This window comes from Halomonas zincidurans B6 (assembly GCF_000731955.1).
GTDB lineage: Bacteria > Pseudomonadota > Gammaproteobacteria > Pseudomonadales > Halomonadaceae > Modicisalibacter > Modicisalibacter zincidurans.
In genome coordinates this window covers 648,599-667,877 of record NZ_JNCK01000001.1, presented here as the reverse complement: position 1 = coordinate 667,877, position 19,279 = coordinate 648,599, and the positions used below count along the sequence as shown (strand labels likewise).

Annotated in this window: 14 protein-coding genes; 6 read left to right on the top strand and 8 right to left on the bottom strand. The window is 62.2% G+C overall.

Annotation, left to right across the window (positions count from 1 at the left end):
• Nucleotides 1-51: 51 nt before the first annotated feature.
• The 6 genes from sufT to HALZIN_RS0103115 form a co-directional block, all read right to left on the bottom strand.
• A complete protein-coding gene (gene sufT, locus HALZIN_RS0103140; protein WP_031382796.1) occupies nucleotides 52-618 on the bottom strand; it encodes a putative Fe-S cluster assembly protein SufT in 567 nt (188 codons plus the stop codon).
• Nucleotides 619-637: 19 nt separating this feature from the next.
• Nucleotides 638-1,879 (bottom strand): cysteine desulfurase, encoded by a 1,242-nt coding sequence (locus HALZIN_RS0103135; protein WP_031382795.1) that lies wholly within the window; start codon nucleotides 1,877-1,879, stop codon nucleotides 638-640.
• Nucleotides 1,863-3,248, bottom strand: coding sequence for a Fe-S cluster assembly protein SufD (sufD, locus tag HALZIN_RS0103130; protein ID WP_051907589.1), 1,386 nt, complete (start codon nucleotides 3,246-3,248; stop codon nucleotides 1,863-1,865). The genes HALZIN_RS0103135 and sufD overlap by 17 nt, the downstream gene beginning before the upstream one ends.
• Before the next feature lie 11 nt (nucleotides 3,249-3,259).
• Complete coding sequence (gene sufC, locus HALZIN_RS0103125; protein WP_031382793.1) at nucleotides 3,260-4,012, bottom strand: Fe-S cluster assembly ATPase SufC; 753 nt, start codon at nucleotides 4,010-4,012, stop codon at nucleotides 3,260-3,262.
• A 93-nt stretch (nucleotides 4,013-4,105) separates the two neighbouring features.
• On the bottom strand, nucleotides 4,106-5,548 hold the full coding sequence (gene sufB, locus HALZIN_RS0103120; RefSeq protein WP_031382792.1) for a Fe-S cluster assembly protein SufB: 1,443 nt from the start codon (nucleotides 5,546-5,548) through the stop codon (nucleotides 4,106-4,108).
• Between the two features lie 54 nt (nucleotides 5,549-5,602).
• On the bottom strand, nucleotides 5,603-6,070 hold the full coding sequence (locus tag HALZIN_RS0103115; protein ID WP_031382791.1) for an SUF system Fe-S cluster assembly regulator: 468 nt from the start codon (nucleotides 6,068-6,070) through the stop codon (nucleotides 5,603-5,605).
• A gap of 423 nt (nucleotides 6,071-6,493) precedes the next feature.
• Between HALZIN_RS0103115 and HALZIN_RS0103110 the strand changes: the two genes are divergently transcribed.
• From HALZIN_RS0103110 to HALZIN_RS0103085, 6 genes are all read left to right on the top strand, one after another.
• On the top strand, nucleotides 6,494-7,843 hold the full coding sequence (locus HALZIN_RS0103110; RefSeq protein ID WP_031382790.1) for a UDP-glucose dehydrogenase family protein: 1,350 nt from the start codon (nucleotides 6,494-6,496) through the stop codon (nucleotides 7,841-7,843).
• Nucleotides 7,844-7,940: 97 nt separating this feature from the next.
• Nucleotides 7,941-9,878, top strand: coding sequence for a glycosyltransferase (locus HALZIN_RS0103105; RefSeq protein WP_031382789.1), 1,938 nt, complete (start codon nucleotides 7,941-7,943; stop codon nucleotides 9,876-9,878).
• Nucleotides 9,879-9,914: 36 nt separating this feature from the next.
• Nucleotides 9,915-11,501: a PilZ domain-containing protein gene (locus HALZIN_RS0103100; RefSeq protein WP_031382788.1), complete on the top strand. Its 1,587-nt coding sequence runs from the start codon at nucleotides 9,915-9,917 to the stop codon at nucleotides 11,499-11,501.
• 78 nt (nucleotides 11,502-11,579) lie between these two features.
• Complete coding sequence (locus HALZIN_RS16695) at nucleotides 11,580-12,497, top strand: polysaccharide lyase (protein ID WP_236254953.1); 918 nt, start codon at nucleotides 11,580-11,582, stop codon at nucleotides 12,495-12,497.
• A 41-nt stretch (nucleotides 12,498-12,538) separates the two neighbouring features.
• Nucleotides 12,539-13,792 (top strand): alginate lyase family protein, encoded by a 1,254-nt coding sequence (locus HALZIN_RS0103090; protein WP_236254952.1) that lies wholly within the window; start codon nucleotides 12,539-12,541, stop codon nucleotides 13,790-13,792.
• A 49-nt stretch (nucleotides 13,793-13,841) separates the two neighbouring features.
• Complete coding sequence (locus tag HALZIN_RS0103085) at nucleotides 13,842-16,613, top strand: tetratricopeptide repeat protein (protein WP_035575121.1); 2,772 nt, start codon at nucleotides 13,842-13,844, stop codon at nucleotides 16,611-16,613.
• A 75-nt stretch (nucleotides 16,614-16,688) separates the two neighbouring features.
• Here HALZIN_RS0103085 and HALZIN_RS0103080 read toward each other — a convergent pair whose 3' ends face one another.
• Nucleotides 16,689-17,984: an adenylosuccinate synthase gene (locus HALZIN_RS0103080; RefSeq protein WP_031382784.1), complete on the bottom strand. Its 1,296-nt coding sequence runs from the start codon at nucleotides 17,982-17,984 to the stop codon at nucleotides 16,689-16,691.
• A 59-nt stretch (nucleotides 17,985-18,043) separates the two neighbouring features.
• Nucleotides 18,044-19,234, bottom strand: coding sequence for an ATP phosphoribosyltransferase regulatory subunit (locus tag HALZIN_RS0103075; protein WP_031382783.1), 1,191 nt, complete (start codon nucleotides 19,232-19,234; stop codon nucleotides 18,044-18,046).
• Between the last annotated feature and the right edge of the window lie 45 nt (nucleotides 19,235-19,279).

Sequence of the window (19,279 nt, the reverse complement as noted above, 5' to 3'; positions counted from 1 at the left end):
GGGTCGCGCCATAGCGCTGGCGGTACGCCGAGAGGCCAACCCGCGCAGGCATCAGAACAGACCCAGTTCGAGGCGGGCTTCCTCGGTCATCATCTCCCGACTCCAGGGTGGATCGAAGACGATATCGATATGCACCCGGGAAATCGGTTGCGCACCGAGGATCTTGCGCCGGGCATCCTCGGCGATCACATCACCCATGCCGCAACCGGGGGCGGTGAGCGTCATGCGCACGGTCACCACCCGCTCGCCGCTCAGCAGGTGTTCGATGCGGCACCCGTAGACCAATCCCAGATCGACGATATTGACCGGGATCTCGGGGTCGTAGCAGGTCCGCAACTGCTCCCAGACGAAACGCTCGAGCGTCTCGTCGTCGGCATCCTCGGGCAGCGTCGGCCGGGGCAGGGCCTCCAGGCCGAGCGCATCGAGATCGCTGCCCTCGATCAGGAACATCCGGCCTTCAAAGCCGATGCTGACCGTGCTGCCCTTGGCCTGCATGATCGAGACGACCGCATCCTCGCTCAGCGTGACGCTCTTGCCGAAGGGAATCGAGATCGCCTCGACATCGCGTTGCAGAGGCATCTGCTGCCCCTTGTAGAGAAGACTTTCCAGTGGCTGCATTACGGCTCCGTTGCCGAATCTATCGCACCATCTCGACGGCACGCGCGAGCGCCGCGACGAAGATATCGATCTCCTCGGACGTGTTGTAGGCGGCGAATGACGCCCGGCAGGTCGCCGTCACGCCGAAGTGCTGCAACAGCGGTTGAGCGCAGTGATTGCCGGTGCGAATGGCCACCCCCAACTGATCGATCAGCAGCGCGATGTCCTGAGCGTGCGCACCGTCGACGACAAACGATACCACGCCGGCCTTGTGCGGTGCGGTGCCCAGCAGGCGCAGACCGGGAATGGCGGCGAGCTGCTCATTGGCATGCGCCAGCAGACGCTGCTCCCAGGCGCCGATCAGCGACACGCCGATCTGCTCGACCCACTCGAGCGCTCGGCCCAGCGCGATCACATCGGCGATCGCCGGGGTGCCCGCCTCGAACTTGTGGGGTATCGCGGCGTATGTGCTGCCGGCCTCGAAGCTCACCGTGTCGATCATCTCGCCGCCGCCCTGCCAGGGCGGCATGGCTTCGAGCAGCTCGGCCTTGCCATAGAGCGCGCCGACCCCGGTCGGACCGTAGACCTTGTGGCCGGAAAAGGCATAGAAGTCGGCATCGAGCGCGACCACGTCAATCGGCTCGTGGGGTGCCGCCTGGGCGCCGTCGACCAGAATCAGCGCATCATGCGCGTGGGCGATGCGTGCCATCTCGGTAACTGGATTGATCGTGCCGATGGCGTTGGAAACGTGGTTGACCGCCACCAGCCGAGTGCGCGCGCTGAACAGCTCGCGGTAGGCGTCCATGTCGAGCACGCCGCGCTCGTCGATGGGAATCACCTTGATGGTAAATCCCAGCTCGGCGGCCAGCAGCTGCCACGGCACGATATTGGAGTGATGCTCGAGACGCGAGACCAACACTTCGTCGCCCGGCCTGAGATTGCGCCGCCCCCAGCTATTGGCGACCAGGTTGATCGCCTCGGTGGTGCCGCGGGTGAAGACGATCTCGCGCGACTCGCGGGCACCCAGGAAATCGCGCACCGTGGCCCGCGTCGCTTCGAACGCGGCGGTCGCCTCGTCGGCCAGTGTATGCAGGCCGCGATGGATGTTGGCGTTATAGTGCCGGTAATAGTGATCGAGCGTCTCGATCACCGGGATCGGCGTCTGGCTGGTCGCGGCGTTGTCGAGATAGACCAGCGGCTTGCCGTGGACCTGCCGATCGAGAATCGGAAAGTCGCGACGCACCTTCGCTACATCCAGGGTCAACTCAGCCATCACGGTCATGCTCGTCGTCCTCCTGCGCATGGCTGCCCTGCTCGAGTGCCGCAAGTTCGACCAGGCCGGTGAGGTTGAAGCGCTCGGGAAGCTTGCCGGCCACCGCCCGTTCGACCCGCTCGGCGACGGCATCGAGGGTCACCCGATCCATCACTTCGCCGGCGAACGCCAGGGTCAGCAAGCCGCGTGCGGTCTGCTCGTCGAGCCCGCGGGTGCGCAACGCGAACACCGCCTCCTCGTCGAGCTGGCCAGTGGTCGCGCCGTGGGAGCACTTGACGTCGTCGGCGTAGATCTCGAGCTCGGGCTTGGTGTCGATTTCGGCGCGATCGGAAAGCAGCAGATTGGCATTGCTCTGATCCGCCTCGATCTTCTGACTGTCGCGCTTGACGATGACCTTGCCGTTGAACACGCCCCGCGCACGATCGTCGAGAATTCCCTTGTAGTTCTCGTTGGAGACCGTGTGCGGCGCATTGTGATTGACCAGCGTGTGGTTATCGATGTGCTGGCGCCCCTGGGCGTAGAACAGGCCGTAGAAATGGGCCTCGGCGCCTTCGGCGTTCAGTTCGCTGACCAGATCGTTGCGCACCAGCGCCCCGCCCAGGTTGACGTTGAACGAGGTGAAACGGCTGTCGCGCCCCTGGTCCACCTGCAGGCTGGTAATCAGCGAATCGCCCAGCGGCGCTTCCTGCAGCGTGTAATGAGTGAGGATCGCGCCCCGCTCGAGCAGCGCCTCGGCCACCACGTTGGTGAAGTTGGCGGCATCCGCTTCACCGGCGAAATGCTCGATCACCGTGGCCTCGCTGCGTGCGCCGGCCTGGATCAGCACCCGCGGGTGGCTCATCACCGGCGCTGCATTGGCGCGCGACAGGAACTGCACGACGATCGGCGTCTCGACCGCCACGCCCGGCGCCAGGCGGATCACCGCGCCCTCCTCGGAAAACGCCGTGTTCAAGGCGGCAAACGGCGAGAAGTCGACGCCGGTCAGACGCCCCAGCACGCCCCCCACGGCCTCGTGGTTGTCGCTCAGCGCCTGGGACAACGGCTCCACCGTGACGCCGGCGGGCAACGCGGCGAGATCCGAAAGTTGGGCGGAAAACAGCCCGTCGACGAAGGTCAGCCGGATCGCCGAGGCCAGCGGCAGGGTCAATGCCGCCGCCTGGCCCGGCGAGAAGTCGGCGTTGTCGGCCAGGGCGAAACGGCCCTGACTGATGCGCCGCACATCGGTGTACTTCCACCGCTCGTCGCGCTTGGTGGGGAACCCCAACGCCTTGAAACGCGCGGCGCCGGCCTGACGTCGCGCGGCGATCCAGGTCGGCTCGGCGTCACGCGTCTCGTCCCGCGCCCGTAGCCGCTCGAGAAAGCCTTGCTCTTCACTCAAACTGCGCTCGCTCATGCTGCGGACTCCTCCACGACCCATTCGTAGCCGCGCGATTCGAGTTCCAGGGCCAGGTTCTTGTCGCCGGACTTGACGATGCGACCGCCGACCAGCACATGCACCTTGTCGGGGATGATGTAATCGAGCAGGCGCTGATAGTGGGTGACCATCAGAATCGCCCGATCGGCATTGCGTAACGAGTTGACGCCATCGGCGACGATCTTCATGGCGTCGATGTCGAGCCCCGAGTCGATCTCGTCGAGCATCGCCAGCTTGGGCTCGAGGATCAGCATCTGCAGGATCTCGTTACGCTTTTTCTCGCCGCCCGAAAAACCTTCGTTGACGGCGCGCTGCAGGAAGCTCGAGTCCATCTTCATGAACGCCAGCTTCTCCTTGACCAGTTTCATGAATTCCGGCGCCGGGATCTCGCTCTCCCCGCGCGCCTCGCGGCTTGCATTGAGCGCCGCCTTGAGCAGGTAGATGTTCTTGACCCCCGGAATCTCGACCGGGTACTGGAAGCCCATCAGCAGGCCGGCCTGGGCCCGCTCTTCGATCTCCATGTCGAGCACGTCGCGACCTTCGAAGGTGATCGTGCCCGCGGTGACTTCGTAGCCTTGCTTGCCGGCGATCACCGCCGACAGCGTCGACTTGCCGGCGCCGTTAGGGCCCATGATCGCGTGGACCTCGCCGGGAAGAATCGTCAGCGAGAGCCCCTTGAGGATTTTCGAGCCTTCCACGCAGACGTGCAGATCTTTGACTTCGAGCATGTGTTGCCACCTTGAATCTGGATTCGAGCCGCCTCGACGACCCCGATAAACTAGTACGCCACTTGGCGCGTCATGACCGAGCGCAATAGCGCCTTAACCGACGGCGCCCTCGAGGGTCACGTTCAACAGCGCCTCGGCCTCGACCGCGAACTCCATCGGCAACTCCTGGAAGACGTCCTTGCAGAAGCCGTTGACGATCATGTTGACCGCGTCCTCCTCGGAGATGCCGCGCTGGCGGCAGTAGAACAGCTGGTCTTCGCCGATCTTCGAGGTCGTCGCTTCGTGCTCGACGGTGGCCGTGCTGTTGCCGATCTCCTGATAGGGGAAAGTATGCGCACCGCAGCGATCGCCGATCAGCAGCGAATCGCACTGCGTGAAATTGCGCGCGCCCCGCGCTCGCGGACCGATCTTGACCAGCCCGCGATAGGCCTGATCGCTGCGCCCGGCGGCGATCCCCTTGGAGACGATCGTCGATTTGGTGTTCTCGCCGATATGGATCATCTTGGTGCCGGTATCGGCCTGCTGACGGCCATTGGTGACGGCCACCGAGTAGAACTCGCCGACACTGTCCTTGCCGCGCAGCATGCACGACGGGTATTTCCAGGTGATCGCCGAGCCGGTCTCGACCTGCGTCCACGACACCTTGGAACGATCGCCGCGGCAATCGGCACGCTTGGTGACGAAGTTGTAGATGCCGCCCTTGCCGTCCTCGTCGCCGGGATACCAGTTCTGTACCGTCGAGTACTTGATGTAGGCGTCTTCCAGGGCCACCAGCTCGACCACCGCGGCGTGCAGCTGGTTCTCGTCGCGCTGCGGCGCCGTGCAACCCTCGAGATAGGAGACCTGCGCCTGCTTGTCGCAGACGATCAGCGTGCGCTCGAACTGGCCGGTATTGGCGGCGTTGATGCGGAAGTAGGTCGACAACTCCATCGGGCAGGTCACGCCTTCCGGCACGTAGACGAACGAGCCGTCGGTGAATACCGCCGAATTGAGCGCCGCGAAGTAGTTGTCGCCCTGCGGCACCACGCTACCCAGGTAGTGCTTGACCAGTTCGGGGTAGTCACGGATCGCCTCGGAGATCGAACAGAAGATCACCCCCGCTTCGGCGAGCTTGTCCTTGAAGGTGGTGGTCACCGACACCGAGTCGAACACCGCATCCACCGCCACGCCGGCCAACGCCGCACGTTCGTGCAGGGGAATGCCCAGTTTCTCGTAGGTCTCGAGCAACTTGGGGTCGACTTCGTCGAGGCTCTGCGGTCGGTCCTCGGGTTTCTTGGGCGCGCTGTAGTAGGAAATCGCCTGATAGTCGATCGCCGGGTAACTGAGATGCGCCCAGGAGGGAGCGGTCATCTTCAGCCATTGATGGTAAGCCTCGAGACGCCAGTCGAGCATCCACTGGGGTTCGCCCTTCTTCTGCGAGATGAAAGCGATGACGCTTTCATCCAGGCCGGGCGGAACCGTGTCGCTCTCGATGTCGGTCACGAAACCCTGGGTATACTCGCGACGTACGAGCTGCTCCATTTCCTCTGTAGCCATGGTCTTCCCCTCCGGGCGGTCTGCTTGCGCCCTGTTCAAGCGATGATCGGCGTGTCAGCCCTCGGCCGAAGCCGCTAGCGTCACGCTCTGTATGGGTAGCTGCACGGGTAACTTGATTGGCGTGGTCTGTGCCAGGTGTGCCAAACTGACACTATCGAGCAATGTTTGGACACCCAGCGTCACGCGCTGCCAGTTGTCGGCGACGCTGCAGTTGCCCAGCAACTCGCAATCGCCGTCGATCTGGCTGCATTCGGTCATTGCCACCGGCCCTTCGATGGCGGCGATGATGTCGCGAGCCGATATCTGCGACGGCGAGCGCGCCAGGCGATAACCGCCCTGGACCCCTCGCCGTGAAACCAGCAGACCGGCACGCACCAGCATCTTCAACGTCTTGCTGACAGTCGGATGCGGCAACTTCACTGCTTCAGCAAGCTCCGCAGCGGCATATGCCCGATCGGGGTGGCGCGCTATCTGTGCCATCACCACAGCGGCATAGTCGGTCAGCTTTGACAGCTTCAGCATTGCTGCTCTCCAGCTCGCTCAGCGATTGCGTACCATTTTAGTCCTATATGCGCTGACTGTGAAGACAGGGAGACTATCGGACATTTTCGAACAGTGTATTCGAAAAAAACCAACGTCAGGTTTTGACGTTGGAGCCAGCTTTTCCTAGGCTAGAGGCCGTAACTTACAGGTTACAAAACATTACCCGCTGAATTGAAAGGCTAATTTAGGAGACTAAGAATAGAAGACTGGCATGCCGGCCTGGATCGATAGCCAACCTCGATAGCCGAGAGCCAGCAAGAAATTATACGTCGGCACTGCCGAATGCTCGCATTCGCACAAGGGATAGACAGTCAGCCTGACGCGCTCGCTCACGTAACGGACAAGGCGTGCATGCCATCCGCTCGGTAGCGGCAAAAATCAAACACCATGGAGAGGTGACTTATGAAGATAACCATCTTTGGATCCGGTTATGTCGGTCTTGTGACCGGAACCTGCCTGGCCGATGTCGGCCATGAAGTCGTCTGCGTCGACGTCGACGCCGACAAGATCGCCCGCCTCAATCGCGGCGAGGTGCCCATCTACGAGCCCGGCCTCGAGCCGATGATCGCCACCAACATGCGTGCCGGCCGGCTGCGCTTCACCACCGATGCCACCGAGGCCGTTGCGTTCGGCAAGCTGCAGTTCATCGCCGTCGGCACCCCCGCCGACGAAGACGGCAGCGCCGACCTCAAGTACGTGCTCAAGGTCGCCGAAACCATCGCCCAGCACATGTGCGAGCCCAAGGTCATCGTCGACAAGTCCACCGTTCCGGTGGGTACCGCCGACAAGGTCACCGCAACCGTCCGGCGGGTGCTCGACGAGCGGGGCCTGGATTTGGCCTTCGATGTGTGCTCCAACCCCGAGTTCCTCAAGGAAGGCGCTGCCGTCCAGGACTTCTCCCAGGGCGCACGCATCATCGTCGGCACCGATTCCGAGCGGGTCGTCAAGGCGATGCGCGAATGCTACGCGCCGTACAATCGCAACCATGAAAAGCTGATGTTCATGGACGTGCGCAGCGCCGAGCTGACCAAGTACGCGGCCAACGCCATGCTGGCCACCAAGATCAGCTTCATGAACGAGATTTCCAACCTGGCGGAAAGCCTGGGCGCCGACATCGAGGACGTTCGCCACGGCATCGGCAGCGATCCGCGTATCGGCTATCACTTCATCTATCCCGGCTGCGGCTACGGCGGTTCGTGCTTCCCCAAGGACGTTCAGGCGCTCGGCCGCACCGCCGCGGACATCGGCTACAAGGCCGAGCTGCTGAGTGCTGTCGAAGCCGTCAACAAGCGCCAGAAGAGCAAGCTGTTCCAGAAGCTCGAACAGGCTTTCGATGGCGACCTTGCCGGCAAGACCATCGCCTTGTGGGGGCTGGCGTTCAAGCCCAATACCGACGATATGCGCGAGGCGCCGAGTCGTACCCTGATGGAAGCCTTGTGGGCGGCCGGCGCACGGGTGCAAGCCTTCGACCCAGAGGCAACGGACGAATGCCGGCGCATCTATGGCGAACGCAACGACCTGAGCTACTGCGAACGCCGCGACGACACACTCGAAGGCGCCGATGCCCTGGTTATCTGTACCGAATGGAAAGCCTTCCGCGCCGTGGATTTCGGGCATATCGCCGCCACCCTGCGCACCCCGGTCATCATCGATGGCCGTAACCTCTTCGATCCGCAAAGTGTGAAATCAGCCGGACTGCTGTATTTCGCTATGGGTCGTGGCGACTCGTTGCAGCCACGCCAGACAACTTGATGGCCATCGCTTCCCTGTACTGCTAGCGGAACGGGCAATGCTTCTCGCATCGTGCCAACGCCAGCAGCCCGCCATCGCCAGTCATGGAAGGTTTGCCATGTCGCTGAACAAGCACAGCAAGGGTTCGACGGCCAGTCGTGTTACCGAGGTAACGACACTGCTGTTCATGCTCTCTGTTCTGGTGGTGCTCGTCTTCGAGCTGCCACCGGAAGTCTTCTCGCCCAACTCCAAGAGCTTCATCCTCGCGATCGGCGTAGTCGGCGCTTGGCGCTATTCATGGTGGTTTACCCAAGCCGTGCGCTCGGTCTGGTTCAACCGCCATGTGTTCCCGCAATTGCGGCAAAAGGCCGATGCGGCCGGAGCGACTCAACGTCCCGATGCGCTTTATGTGCTTTGCACGTCCTTTCGCATCGAACCGGAGGTTTCGTTCTCGGTCTACGATGCGCTGATACGTGAAGCGCGGGATTATGGCGTGCCGACGACGATCTTCGCGGCGATCTCGGACCGCAGCGACGTCGATGTCATCGATCATGTAATGGCGGAAAACGGCTGGCCGCAAAACGTCGAAGTCAGTTACATGTTTCAGAAGGGTGACGGCAAGCGCTCGGCAATGGCCGAGGTGCTGCGCGCGATCTCGCGCCGCATGCCCAGCCACCGCTCGTTATTGATAACTATGGACGGCGATATCGAGATCGAGCCGGGCACGCTTCCACGCTCACTCTCCTTTTTCCTGGCGCAGGACGACCTGGGGGCATTGACCACCAACAATCGTTCGATAGTCAACGGCGGCGACGTTACCAAGGAGTGGTACGACCTGCGTTACGCGCAGCGCCATCTGGTCATGAGCTCGATGGCAGTTTCCGAGCGGCTGCTGGTACTGACCGGCCGTTACAGCGCCTTTCGCGCCGAACTTGCCACCAATCCCGATTTCATCGATCTGGTCGAAAACGACCATGTCGAGCACTGGCGCTTTGGCAACTTCAAGTTTCTCTCCGGCGATGACAAGTCGACCTGGTACTGGCTGCTCAAGAACGGCTGGAAGATGCTCTATATTCCGGACGTGTACGTGGCCGGCTTCGAGGAGCTTCCCGACAAGGACCGCTTCTTCAAGTCCACTATCGACCTGATGCGTCGGTGGTACGGCAATATGCTGCGCACCAGTGGCCGAGCCATCGCCTTGGGCCCCAAGCGCATGGGGTTGTTCACCTGGTGGAGTCTGGTCGATCAGCGCCTGTCGATGTGGACGACGCTGATCGGGCCCACGGTGGCGATCATGCTGACCCTGTTCGTGCGGCCATCGTTCATCTTCGCCTACCTGCTGTGGATCTTCTTCACACGCAGTGTGGCGACGTGCGTACTGGCCTTGCAGCGGGGTCGTATCAGCCTGCTCTGGATTCCTCTGCTTTATTACAACCAGATCGGCGGCGCGCTGCTCAAGACCTACGTCAGCTTTCGCTTCAATCGTCAATCCTGGTCGCGTCAAGGGATTTCCGCCGGCGAGCCCGACGACCCCAAGGCCGCCAGACGTCAACGACGCATGAGCCATTTCATGCACAGCGTGTATCTCGGCAGCATGCTCCTGGCGCTAGCCATTTTCGTTGGGGTGGTCGCACCGCCCGACCGGGTGACGCTGGAAGTCATGGGGGACGAAAGCGAACAGCAGTTCAGCGACCCCGAACGCGGCGACGCCGGCGACGATGGTGGTTGGCTAGCGCTGGCGCTGGCCGATGCCCCAGAAGGCGGCCAAGTGCAGTTGTCCGCAGGCAATCTGTACGTCGGCTCTCAGCTGACCGAGAAACTTTTCGAACTGGGTGAAATACGCTCTTCACTAATCAAGGGTCATGGCGGCGAGCGGCCGACGGTGCTCCACTTGAGCCCGGCTCTCGCTGCAAACCTGCAAGCCAATGATGGCCAGATCCTGGCCGATGCCAGGCAGTTCGACTGTAGGACCGAAGCACCCTGCGAACTGCAAACCATTCTTGGCACAGTCACCCTGAGCGACATGAACGTCAGGCTCGCGTCCCGCCAGGACTGAAGCGTACGGATACGAATACCGGACAAGGAGCAATACATGAGCGATGACAATACGCGTGATTCCAGAAGAGAGCCGACCCTCGACGGACAGGACACGCCATCCCGGCCTGACCGGGATGGCGAGTGGCATTCGACCAAAATGCACGACGAGCATGACGAGCAGATCGCCCGAGATAGCCAGCTGGGCCACGAGCGGCGCGACGAACGCCGCCATGTGCGTGTCGATGCGCCTTTTCAGGTACGTTTCGCTGACGACACCACCCTGCCCGGGCATGACCTGTCACTCGGGGGCTTCTCTGTGTATAGCGACAAGCCCATCGAGGAAGGCAAGGTCGTATCGGCTTCGCTATTGCTGGTTGCCGGCGCAGCGGAGCTCATCGTGCCCGTCGATGCCAAGGTGCTGCGCGACGCAGGCCGGCGGCGCGACAAGCAGTACGAGATCGCCTTCGAGATCACCCGTATCGCACGGCGTCACCGCGAACTGCTCCGGCGAGTCATCCGCGCTCACCTGAGCGGCAATCATGCCTCCGTGGAAAGCCTGGTCGCCACGGAAGACCCCCAGACCCCACGCAAGCGTCAAACTACCAGCGTGGCGCAAAGAAAGCCTCGCGAGCGCAAGTATTGGGGACGCTACATGGCGCTGGCACTGGCTGCAGTGCTGTTACTGGCGGTAATCACGGCGACCGCCTATCGCAACTTCTTTCTCATCGAGCCCGATTTCGCTGCGGTAACCGCGCCGCGCATCGATATTCGCGCACCGGGCTCGGGAATACTCGCCCCGCACGACTTTCAAGCCGGCGACAAGGTCCAACGCGACCAGAAGCTGGTACGGGTCAAGAATAGCCAACTCAAGACCGACCTCATCTTGGCCAAGGCTTCTCTCAACTACAACAACCAGCTGATCAAGAATCTGCAGGCGCGTATCGATTCCCCCGGCGCCAACCAGGTATACATGCCCAGCGGCAGTTCGGGCCCTTCGAGCTCAGCAGCCAACTTCGAAAGCGTGCCGGCTGAAGTTGCTCGCATCCGTATCAACCAGTTCGAAATGTCCCGCGATTATCAGCGTTCGCGTATCGATGCATTGCAATCGCGGATGTCTGCCAATGTCACCTACAGTCCCTGCGACTGCCTGGTGGCCTGGGCCCGCAGCAGTTCCGGCGGCACCTATATCAACAAGAGCGAACGCATCATGACGCTGATCAAGACCGGGCAGAACGATGTCATGGTCGAGGCGCTGGTGCATATGAATGATATCGGCCGTATCGAGCCTCGCCAGACGGCGTACATCGCGCTACCCAACGCCTCCGAGCCGATCCAGGCCCAGGTGCGCACCGTGTCGCTGGATGTTGAACGCCAGCCTCGCGCCGGCTTCCCCAATTGGGTACGTCAGCAGCAGAACGTCGCCAGCGTCCTGCTCGTGCCCGAAGAGCCGTTGCCGGCGAGCGCCGTCGGCGTCCCGGTGGACGTACGCTTCAGCGAAGCACCTATTGTCGATGCCACCGTGGAGTGGGTCTGGCAGGGTGGTCGCGCCGTGTATCAACAGGCCGAGCAGCTCTTCAATAAGGTCTTCAACCAGGTCTTCGATGATAGCGACGATCAGGCCGAGACCGCCGCCGCCAGTTAACGGCATCCTCGCAGTCGGATGTCGCCTAACCGACGCCATGCCCGCAGCAATGTCGGCCTGGCCGTCAAGGAGACAAGCATGTTTACCCGCGTGACTCACAGCCATCGGTCAGTTCACCGGATTCACCCGCTTTCCGCGGGCCTCGCTCTGCCGTTGGCCTTGCTATTCGCCACTCCGGGCGTACTGGCCGGTGACGATGAACAAGACAAGGCCCCGCTACCGGTGCCCCAGGTGGCTCCCTGCTCGCAACGTTACTCGCTGGCGGCCGACGTCGAGCCTCCCCAGGTCGAAGACGGCAAGCGTGCGGTTCGCCAGGCCTTTGGCACCAACGACGACTGGGGCACGGAGAAGAACATCGAAGTGCTCGATGCCAGCCAGACCGGCATCGGAGAACGCGGGTTTCGGGTCAGCTATCCCAAGGGCACATCGGCGCCCAGCGACACCGAAACCGGTGGCGCCGGCTTCTATGCAACCCTGCCAGCACTCAGCAATGCAGAGCGGGCATGCCTGCAGTACAAGGTTCGCTTTCCCGAGGACTTCGATTTCGTCAAGGGTGGCAAACTACCGGGACTCTATGGCGGTCAAGCGCCCAGCGGTGGCGACGAAGTGACCGGTGACGGCTTTTCGATGCGCTTCATGTGGCGCAAGAACGGCCAGGGCGAGCTCTACGAGTACGTCGTCAACAAGGACGAGGACAACGATTACGGCAAGTCGGTCGGGCGTGGACTCTGGCGTTTTCCAACCGGCGAGTGGGTCACTCTCGAACAGGAAGTCATCCTCAACGATCCCGATAGCGACAACGGGATCGCTCGGGTATGGGTCGACGGAGAACCGATCCTCGAGCAACGAGGCATCGTCTATCGCCGGCAGAGCGATGTGTATGCTGACGGGCTGATGTTTTCTACCTTCTTCGGCGGTAACGGCAAGGGGTGGCGTACGCCCAGGGACCAGCATGCCGATTTTGCCGATTTCCGTGTTTACGCTGACCGGGGCTGAACGATCGTTCAGCCGTTTCGCCATTTCGACAATGAGTCGCCATGTCCGCCATGAATGAAGTTCGCCAACACACAAGACCTCGTCAGCCCCTTGGCCCATTACTGATGATGGTTACGATCCTGCTAATGGTATGGGCCGCCTCCACCCAGGCGATGTCGATCAAGGAGCGCCAGAAACTCGATTTATCAGAGTACACGGTGACCCGCCCGAATGCCTCTTACTTCGACGTTCAAGAACGCATGGAGCTTCTTCAGAGGACCGACAATCCGTTGCTGCTGACGCAGATCGAAAGGCTTTCAACGGGGCCCAGTTGCCGGCAATTGCTGGAGATTCCACCGCTGGATACAAAGATTCGAATCCCAGGCTTTTATCCCAGCCCCAAGGCATGGCGTGAAATATCCAGCCCACTATTTGAATTCGAGAAAACCGTCGCCAAGCTTGCCGGCTCCTATGTGGCCAGCGGCGATATCTACTATGGCGAATGTCTGATCCGGTTTCTCGACAAGTGGGCCCGCAGCGATGCGCTCATGAAGTTCTATTACGATTCAGCGAAGCCGCAGGCCTGGTTTGCCACCGAGTCAATGATTTTCTCCGCCGCCGAGGCTTATTCAGTGGTAAGAGGGGCTGTGGATGGCATGGCAGAACAGAAACAACGGATCAACGACTGGCTCAAGCGATTAGCCTATCAACACAAGGCTATCCCCGGTCAGCCTAACAACAGCTGTTGCAACAACCATTTCTATCGTCGCGCGCTATACGCCACGATGGTAGGTGTGCTTACCGATGACGATGAGTTATTTCGCTTCGGCGTCAGTGCCGTGTATTCGGCGCTGAACGACATGACCGAGGAAGGTGCCTTTCCGCTGGAAATGAAGCGTGGCCGGCGTGCCGTTCACTATCAGAACTACGCCCTGCTCTGGCTTATCCCCAATATGCAGATAATCGCTCGCCAAGGGTATGATATTTTCAATCTTGAGATTGATGGGAATACCATCCGCGATGCCGTCAACTTTGCCATCGATGTCATCGTGGATCCCTCGAAGCTAGGTGATCTGGCGCCCCAGGAGCAATACATGGGATTCCTCAAGGATGATCAATATCTAGCTTGGATGGAAATTTACCTGGCACGTTTCAACAATCCTCGCCTGACCCAATTTCTCGAGACCATGCGGCCTATTTTCAATCGAGGCGCGGGGGGCTACGTGACGCTTTATTTCATGGATCCCAAGGCTCAGGAACAGGTCTCTACCGAGCAGAAAAAACAGCAGAACCGGCTCTTCGAGGACCTGGAATAGATAGCGTCCTTGGATGCCCAGGTGCCGGTGTCAATCAAGGAGGATTCACATGACCGATCAGACGACTTACCGTGGCATACCACGCCGCGAGTGGCTTGCGATTCTATATACCATGCCATTGCTGCTCGCTCTGGCGGGTTGCGCCGCTACGAATGAAGTGACTCGAGATAGCGCCGCTCCGGCCGTACCCCAGCAGTATCAGGACTGGTTCGATGGCGGTCGGCCGACCGATATGGATGCCCTGGATTGGAGCCGAGTCGATTTCGCACGCCAGGCCGCAGCGGCAGGCAACACGCAAACGGCCATCGCGCGCTTCCAGGCCCTGGCCAATGAAGGTTTCATGCTGCCGTATTACGAGTTGGCCAAGATTTACGACAAGGGCGAGGCCGTACCCCGCGACCCACAGCGCGCCGCCAAGTTCTATGGCCAAGCCCTGCAACGCCCTTCGCCAATCCTTGGCAACGCCTCGCTCAATCTGGCGCGCCTGTATCGGGATGGCGATGGTGTCGAACGCAACGACACCCTGGCCTTCTATCTACTCAAGCAAGCGATCAACGAAGGGGAAGTCGACGCCACTCCGCTGCTAGCCGACATGCTGGCCCGCGGCCAGGGCGTCGAACGCCAGCCCGAGCGCGCCATCCAGCTCTACCGCAAGGCCGCCGAGAACGGCAACACGAGCGCCCTGCTCGCGCTGGCCGAGGCGTATCGACAAGGCGGTTGGTATCAGGCCGATCCACAGCAATCCAAGAACTACGCGCAGCGTTATGCCGAAACGATCGAGACGCGTGCCAGACAGGGCGACGTCGATGCAATGACCAATCTCGCGGCACTCTACGCGCGCGATGGCATGCTCGGTTACCAGCCCGAAAAGCAGCGGCGCTGGTTGATGCGTGCCGCCGACTCCGGCGACCCCGATGCGCTCGGCGAAGTCGGTGAGGCGCTACTTGCCAGCGGCGAAAGCGAACGCGCGCTTACCATGCTCGAACAGGCCGCGCAAGCGGGCGATGTCGAAGCCATGACCGATCTGGGCAAGGCCTTGCTGGGTGAGCAAGGCATCACACCCCGGCCACAGCGAGCCGAGCAGTGGTTGGCCCGCGCGTCCGAGCAAGGGTCGCTGAATGCCACCATCGCCCTGGGTCGGGCCTATATCGACGGAACGCAATTACCGGGGCAGCGTCAACAGGGCATACGACTGCTTGAAAAGGCCGCGGATAAAGACGATCCGCTGGCATTGGCGGTGCTTGGCGATATTTATCTGGATGGCGAAGGGACCCTGGCCCAACCGCGGAAGGCCATCGATTATCTCAAGCGCGGCCACCAGGCCGGAAGCAGTTACGCTACCGCTCAATTGGGTGAAGCCTATCTGACCGGCACGGGGGTGGCACGCTCGCCCTCGCGTGCCGAAAAACTGCTGCGTGAAGCCGCCAATCAGAACCAGTCGTTTGCCGCGCGCCTGCTTGGCGAAGCCTACCTGAGCGGGGAGGTAATTCCCCCCGACCCCCAAGCCGGCGAAACGCTGCTCAGGCAAGCCATCAAGAGCGGTGATACCACCGCGATGACGGTGCTCGGCAAGGCCTATCTCGACGGCCCGCTCAGCGGCAACAGCGACAGTATCGGCGAAGCGCAATCGCTGCTCACCCGGGCCGCCGAGCAGGGTGACGACTACGCAATGATCGTGCTGGGCCGCGCTTATCGCGACGGCGAGAGCTTGCCGCAGAATTACGCCAAGGGCGAGCGTTGGCTGAAGCGGGCCCAAGCGGCCGGTCGCGATTCCGCCGAGCTTGCGCTGGCCAGGCTCTATCGCGACCGTGGCGATGGCAACAACATCGATGCGATCATTCGCGCGGCCAGGCTCGGCGAACCTGGCGCCATGGCCGATCTTGGGCGCGCCTATCTCAAGGGCCGCCTGGGCCTGGAACAGAATACCGAGAAGGCCTACCAATGGCTGACCAAGGCCAACAACGCTGGCCACGCCGGCGCCGCGGCGACACTGGGACGGGCCTACCTGCAGGGGGACCGCTTTCCGCAAAACATCTCCAAGGGCCTTAATTACCTGGAGACCGCCGTCTCGCGCGGCCATATCGGTGCGAGCGCCGATCTGGGAGCGCGGCTGCTCAACGGCAATCAGGTGGCGGCCAACCCGCAACGTGGGGTCAGCTTGCTACAGCGCGCCATTCGCGGTGGCAACCTGGGCGCCATGCAGACCCTGGGCCAAGCGTACCTCAAGGGCAACGGGGTCGCGCGCGATACCGACAAGGGCATAGGTCTGCTGACACGCAGCGCCGAGCGCGGCAACGCCTACGCCGCGCAGGTACTGGGCGAGGCCTATCTGTCGGGTGAGGGAGTTGCCAAGGACCCGGCCAAGGCCAAACAGTGGCTGACTCGCGCGGCCGAAGCGGGCAGTCTCTCTTCGCAAGCCAATCTGGGCCGTTCACTGCTCTACGGGCGCGACGGCATCACCCAGAACGTGGAGCGCGGTCTGGAACTGCTAAAGGATGCGGCCGAGCAGGGCCATGCCGGCGCTCAGGCGACTCTCGGGCGGGCCTACCTGCGTGGCGACGTGCTAGAGCAAGATAATGCCAAGGGCGCCGAATACCTGTTCCGAGCCGCCCGTCAGGGCCACCCCACCGCTCGCCTGGCACTCGCCAAGGCCTACCTGTGGACTCAGGGGCTGGAAAACGCCAACCAGTCACAGGCGCTGCTGTGGCTCGACCAGACCATCGACGGCAATAGTCAGGTCGCCTTGGAAACGATGCGCGACCTGCTCGAGAACGATCAGGCCGCCGAAATCGCCAGTGAGGTTCCCACCACTGGAAGTTGATCGCTTGTAATCGCATGTCGTTTGCCCGGGTTCGTCCCGGGCATTTTTGATCCGGCCCGGCGACCGGACTGGTTCTCAATCGAGAAACGGATTGCGCAGCACGATCGTCTCGTTGCGGTCGGGGCCGGTGGAGATGATGTCGATCGGCGTGCCGGTCTGTTCCTCGAGGAAACTGATATAAGCGCGGGCATTGGCCGGCAGGTCCTCGACACGCTTGATGCCCAGTGTCGATTCGCTCCAGCCCGGCAGGTCCTGATAGAGCGGTTCGACCGCTTCGTAGCCCTCGGAGTCCACCGGCGCGTCCAGGGTCTCGCCATCCTTGCTGCGATAGCCGATGCATACGCGGATGTTTTCCAGACCGTCGAGCACGTCGAGCTTGGTCAGGCAGATCCCCGAAACCGAGTTGACCTGCACGGCGTGGCGCAGCGCCACCGCATCGAACCAGCCGCAACGACGCGGACGCCCGGTGGTGGCGCCGAACTCATGACCGCGCTCGGCGAGATGGCGGCCGAATTCGTCGAACAGTTCGGTGGGAAACGGTCCCGACCCGACACGCGTGGTATAGGCCTTGGTGATGCCCAGCACGTAGTCAAGGTACAGCGGCCCGACGCCCGAACCGGTCGCGGTGCCGCCGGCAGTGGTGTTGGAACTGGTGACGAAGGGATAGGTACCGTGGTCGATGTCCAGCAGCGAGCCCTGGGCACCCTCGAAGAGGATATTGTCGCCGGCCTTGCGGAAATCGTGGACCAGACTGACCGTGTCGCAGACCATCGGCCGCAGTTCCTCGGCCATGGTCATCGCCTCGTCGAGGATCTGCTGGAAATCCACCGCGGGCTCGCCGTGATAGTGCTGGAGCACGAAGTTATGATAATCCAGCACTTCGCCGAGCTTGGAGGCGAAGCGTTCACGGTGCAGCAGATCGCCCAGGCGCAGGCCGCGACGCGCAACCTTGTCCTCGTAGGCGGGGCCGATGCCACGCCCGGTGGTGCCGATCTTGGCGATGCCGCGGGCCTTCTCGCGGGCCTGATCGAGCCGCACGTGGTACGGCAGGATCAGCGGGCAGGCCGGCGACAGCCTCAGCCGCTTGCGGACCGGCACGCCCTTGGCCTCCAGTTCGCGAATCTCGCTGATCAGCGCTTCCGGCGACAGCACCACGCCATTGCCGATCACGCAGGTCTTGTCGTCGCGCAAGATCCCCGAGGGGATCAGGTGCAACACGGTCTTCTCGCCGTCGATGACCAAGGTGTGGCCGGCGTTGTGGCCGCCCTGGAAGCGCACCACCGCGGAGGCCGATTCGGTCAGCAGATCGACGACCTTGCCTTTGCCCTCGTCACCCCACTGGGTGCCCAGTACGACTACGTTCTTGCCCATTACTCTCGTCTCTTGATCGAAGAATCTGCCTGACCGACGCATCCGCCAGGCTCTCGCTATTATGCCAGGGGCGATACCTGCCAATCGTCGCCCAGGCGTACCAGGCGGCGATTGCAACGATGCTCGACAGGATCGGCATGCTGGCCCGGAAGCGCCCTCACGACCCGCTCTCCTGCCTCGCGCAGTCGTGCGACGACCGCATCGAGCTCGCTTGCTCCCGCAGTCTCGTCGGCTGGCGCCCAGATCCCGTCGCAAGGTGGCTGCTGCTCGGTCAACGTAGCCAACAGCTTGAGATCCATCGAGAAGCCGGTGGCGGGACGCGCCCGGCCGAAGGCCCGCCCGGTATCGTCATAGCGGCCGCCCTTGACCAGCGCCTGGCCATAACCCGGCACGTAGGCGGCAAACATCATGCCGGTATGGTATTGATAGCCGCGCAGATCGGCCAGGTCGACGTACAGCGTGACATCGTCGGGGCCGTGAGCGACCCCTTCGCAGAGCGCCTGCAACTGATCGAGCGCAGCGCCGAGCGGTGCCGGCCCGTCGGCGAACACCGCACGCGCTTCGTCCAGCATGTCGCGTCCCCCATGCAGACCGGGCAGCGCCTTGATCATGCGTGCGACGGCCGGATCGTCGATCTGCGCATCGACCAAGGCCTCGGTTTCCGCCGGCGACTTGCGTTCGATGGCTTCGAACAGCGCAAGCTCGGCTTCCCGGGAAAGCGCGCAAGCCTCTACCAGGGCGCGATAGATGCCGATGTGACCCAGCGCCAGGTGAATCTCCTGCGAACCGGCGGTCACCAGGCTGGCCAAGGCCAGCCTGAGTATTTCCAGATCGGCTTCCAGGCCGGCATGGCCGAACAGCTCGACGCCCACCTGCACGGGACTACGCCCGCCCTGATGCTGGTCGGCCTTGGCACGCAGCACGTGGCTGCAATAGCACAGCCGCGCCGGACCGCGATGCTTGAGCGAATGGGCATCCATGCGCGCCACCTGGGGAGTGACATCGGCGCTGGCCCCCATCATGCGCCCGGTCAGTTGGTCGGTGAGCTTGAAGGTTTGCAGATCCAGATCAGTACCGGTGCCGGTCAGCAGCGAATCGAGGAATTCCACCGGCGGCGGCATCACCAGATCGTAGCCCCAGCGGTAATAGAGATCGAGTAGCGCGCGACGCAGCGTCTCCATGCGGGTCGCCTGCGGCGGAAGCACTTCGTCCATGCCGTCAGGAAGCAGCCAGCGATCAGCGATGGTCATTAGCCTTTGCCTGTCTACCAGAGATGAATGGCCAGAGATGAATGG

What these genes read in the sequence shown, in the direction of transcription:
- sufT (WP_031382796.1), bottom strand. Translation starts at nt 618, where the DNA reads ATGCAGCCACTGGAAAGTCTTCTCTACAAGGGGCAGCAGATGCCTCTG.
- HALZIN_RS0103135 (WP_031382795.1), bottom strand. Translation starts at nt 1,879, where the DNA reads ATGACCGTGATGGCTGAGTTGACCCTGGATGTAGCGAAGGTGCGTCGC.
- sufC (WP_031382793.1), bottom strand. Translation starts at nt 4,012, where the DNA reads ATGCTCGAAGTCAAAGATCTGCACGTCTGCGTGGAAGGCTCGAAAATC.
- sufB (WP_031382792.1), bottom strand. Translation starts at nt 5,548, where the DNA reads ATGGCTACAGAGGAAATGGAGCAGCTCGTACGTCGCGAGTATACCCAG.
- HALZIN_RS0103115 (WP_031382791.1), bottom strand. Translation starts at nt 6,070, where the DNA reads ATGCTGAAGCTGTCAAAGCTGACCGACTATGCCGCTGTGGTGATGGCA.
- HALZIN_RS0103110 (WP_031382790.1), top strand. Translation starts at nt 6,494, where the DNA reads ATGAAGATAACCATCTTTGGATCCGGTTATGTCGGTCTTGTGACCGGA.
- HALZIN_RS0103105 (WP_031382789.1), top strand. Translation starts at nt 7,941, where the DNA reads ATGTCGCTGAACAAGCACAGCAAGGGTTCGACGGCCAGTCGTGTTACC.
- HALZIN_RS0103100 (WP_031382788.1), top strand. Translation starts at nt 9,915, where the DNA reads ATGAGCGATGACAATACGCGTGATTCCAGAAGAGAGCCGACCCTCGAC.
- HALZIN_RS16695 (WP_236254953.1), top strand. Translation starts at nt 11,580, where the DNA reads ATGTTTACCCGCGTGACTCACAGCCATCGGTCAGTTCACCGGATTCAC.
- HALZIN_RS0103090 (WP_236254952.1), top strand. Translation starts at nt 12,539, where the DNA reads ATGTCCGCCATGAATGAAGTTCGCCAACACACAAGACCTCGTCAGCCC.
- HALZIN_RS0103085 (WP_035575121.1), top strand. Translation starts at nt 13,842, where the DNA reads ATGACCGATCAGACGACTTACCGTGGCATACCACGCCGCGAGTGGCTT.
- HALZIN_RS0103080 (WP_031382784.1), bottom strand. Translation starts at nt 17,984, where the DNA reads ATGGGCAAGAACGTAGTCGTACTGGGCACCCAGTGGGGTGACGAGGGC.
- HALZIN_RS0103075 (WP_031382783.1), bottom strand. Translation starts at nt 19,234, where the DNA reads ATGACCATCGCTGATCGCTGGCTGCTTCCTGACGGCATGGACGAAGTG.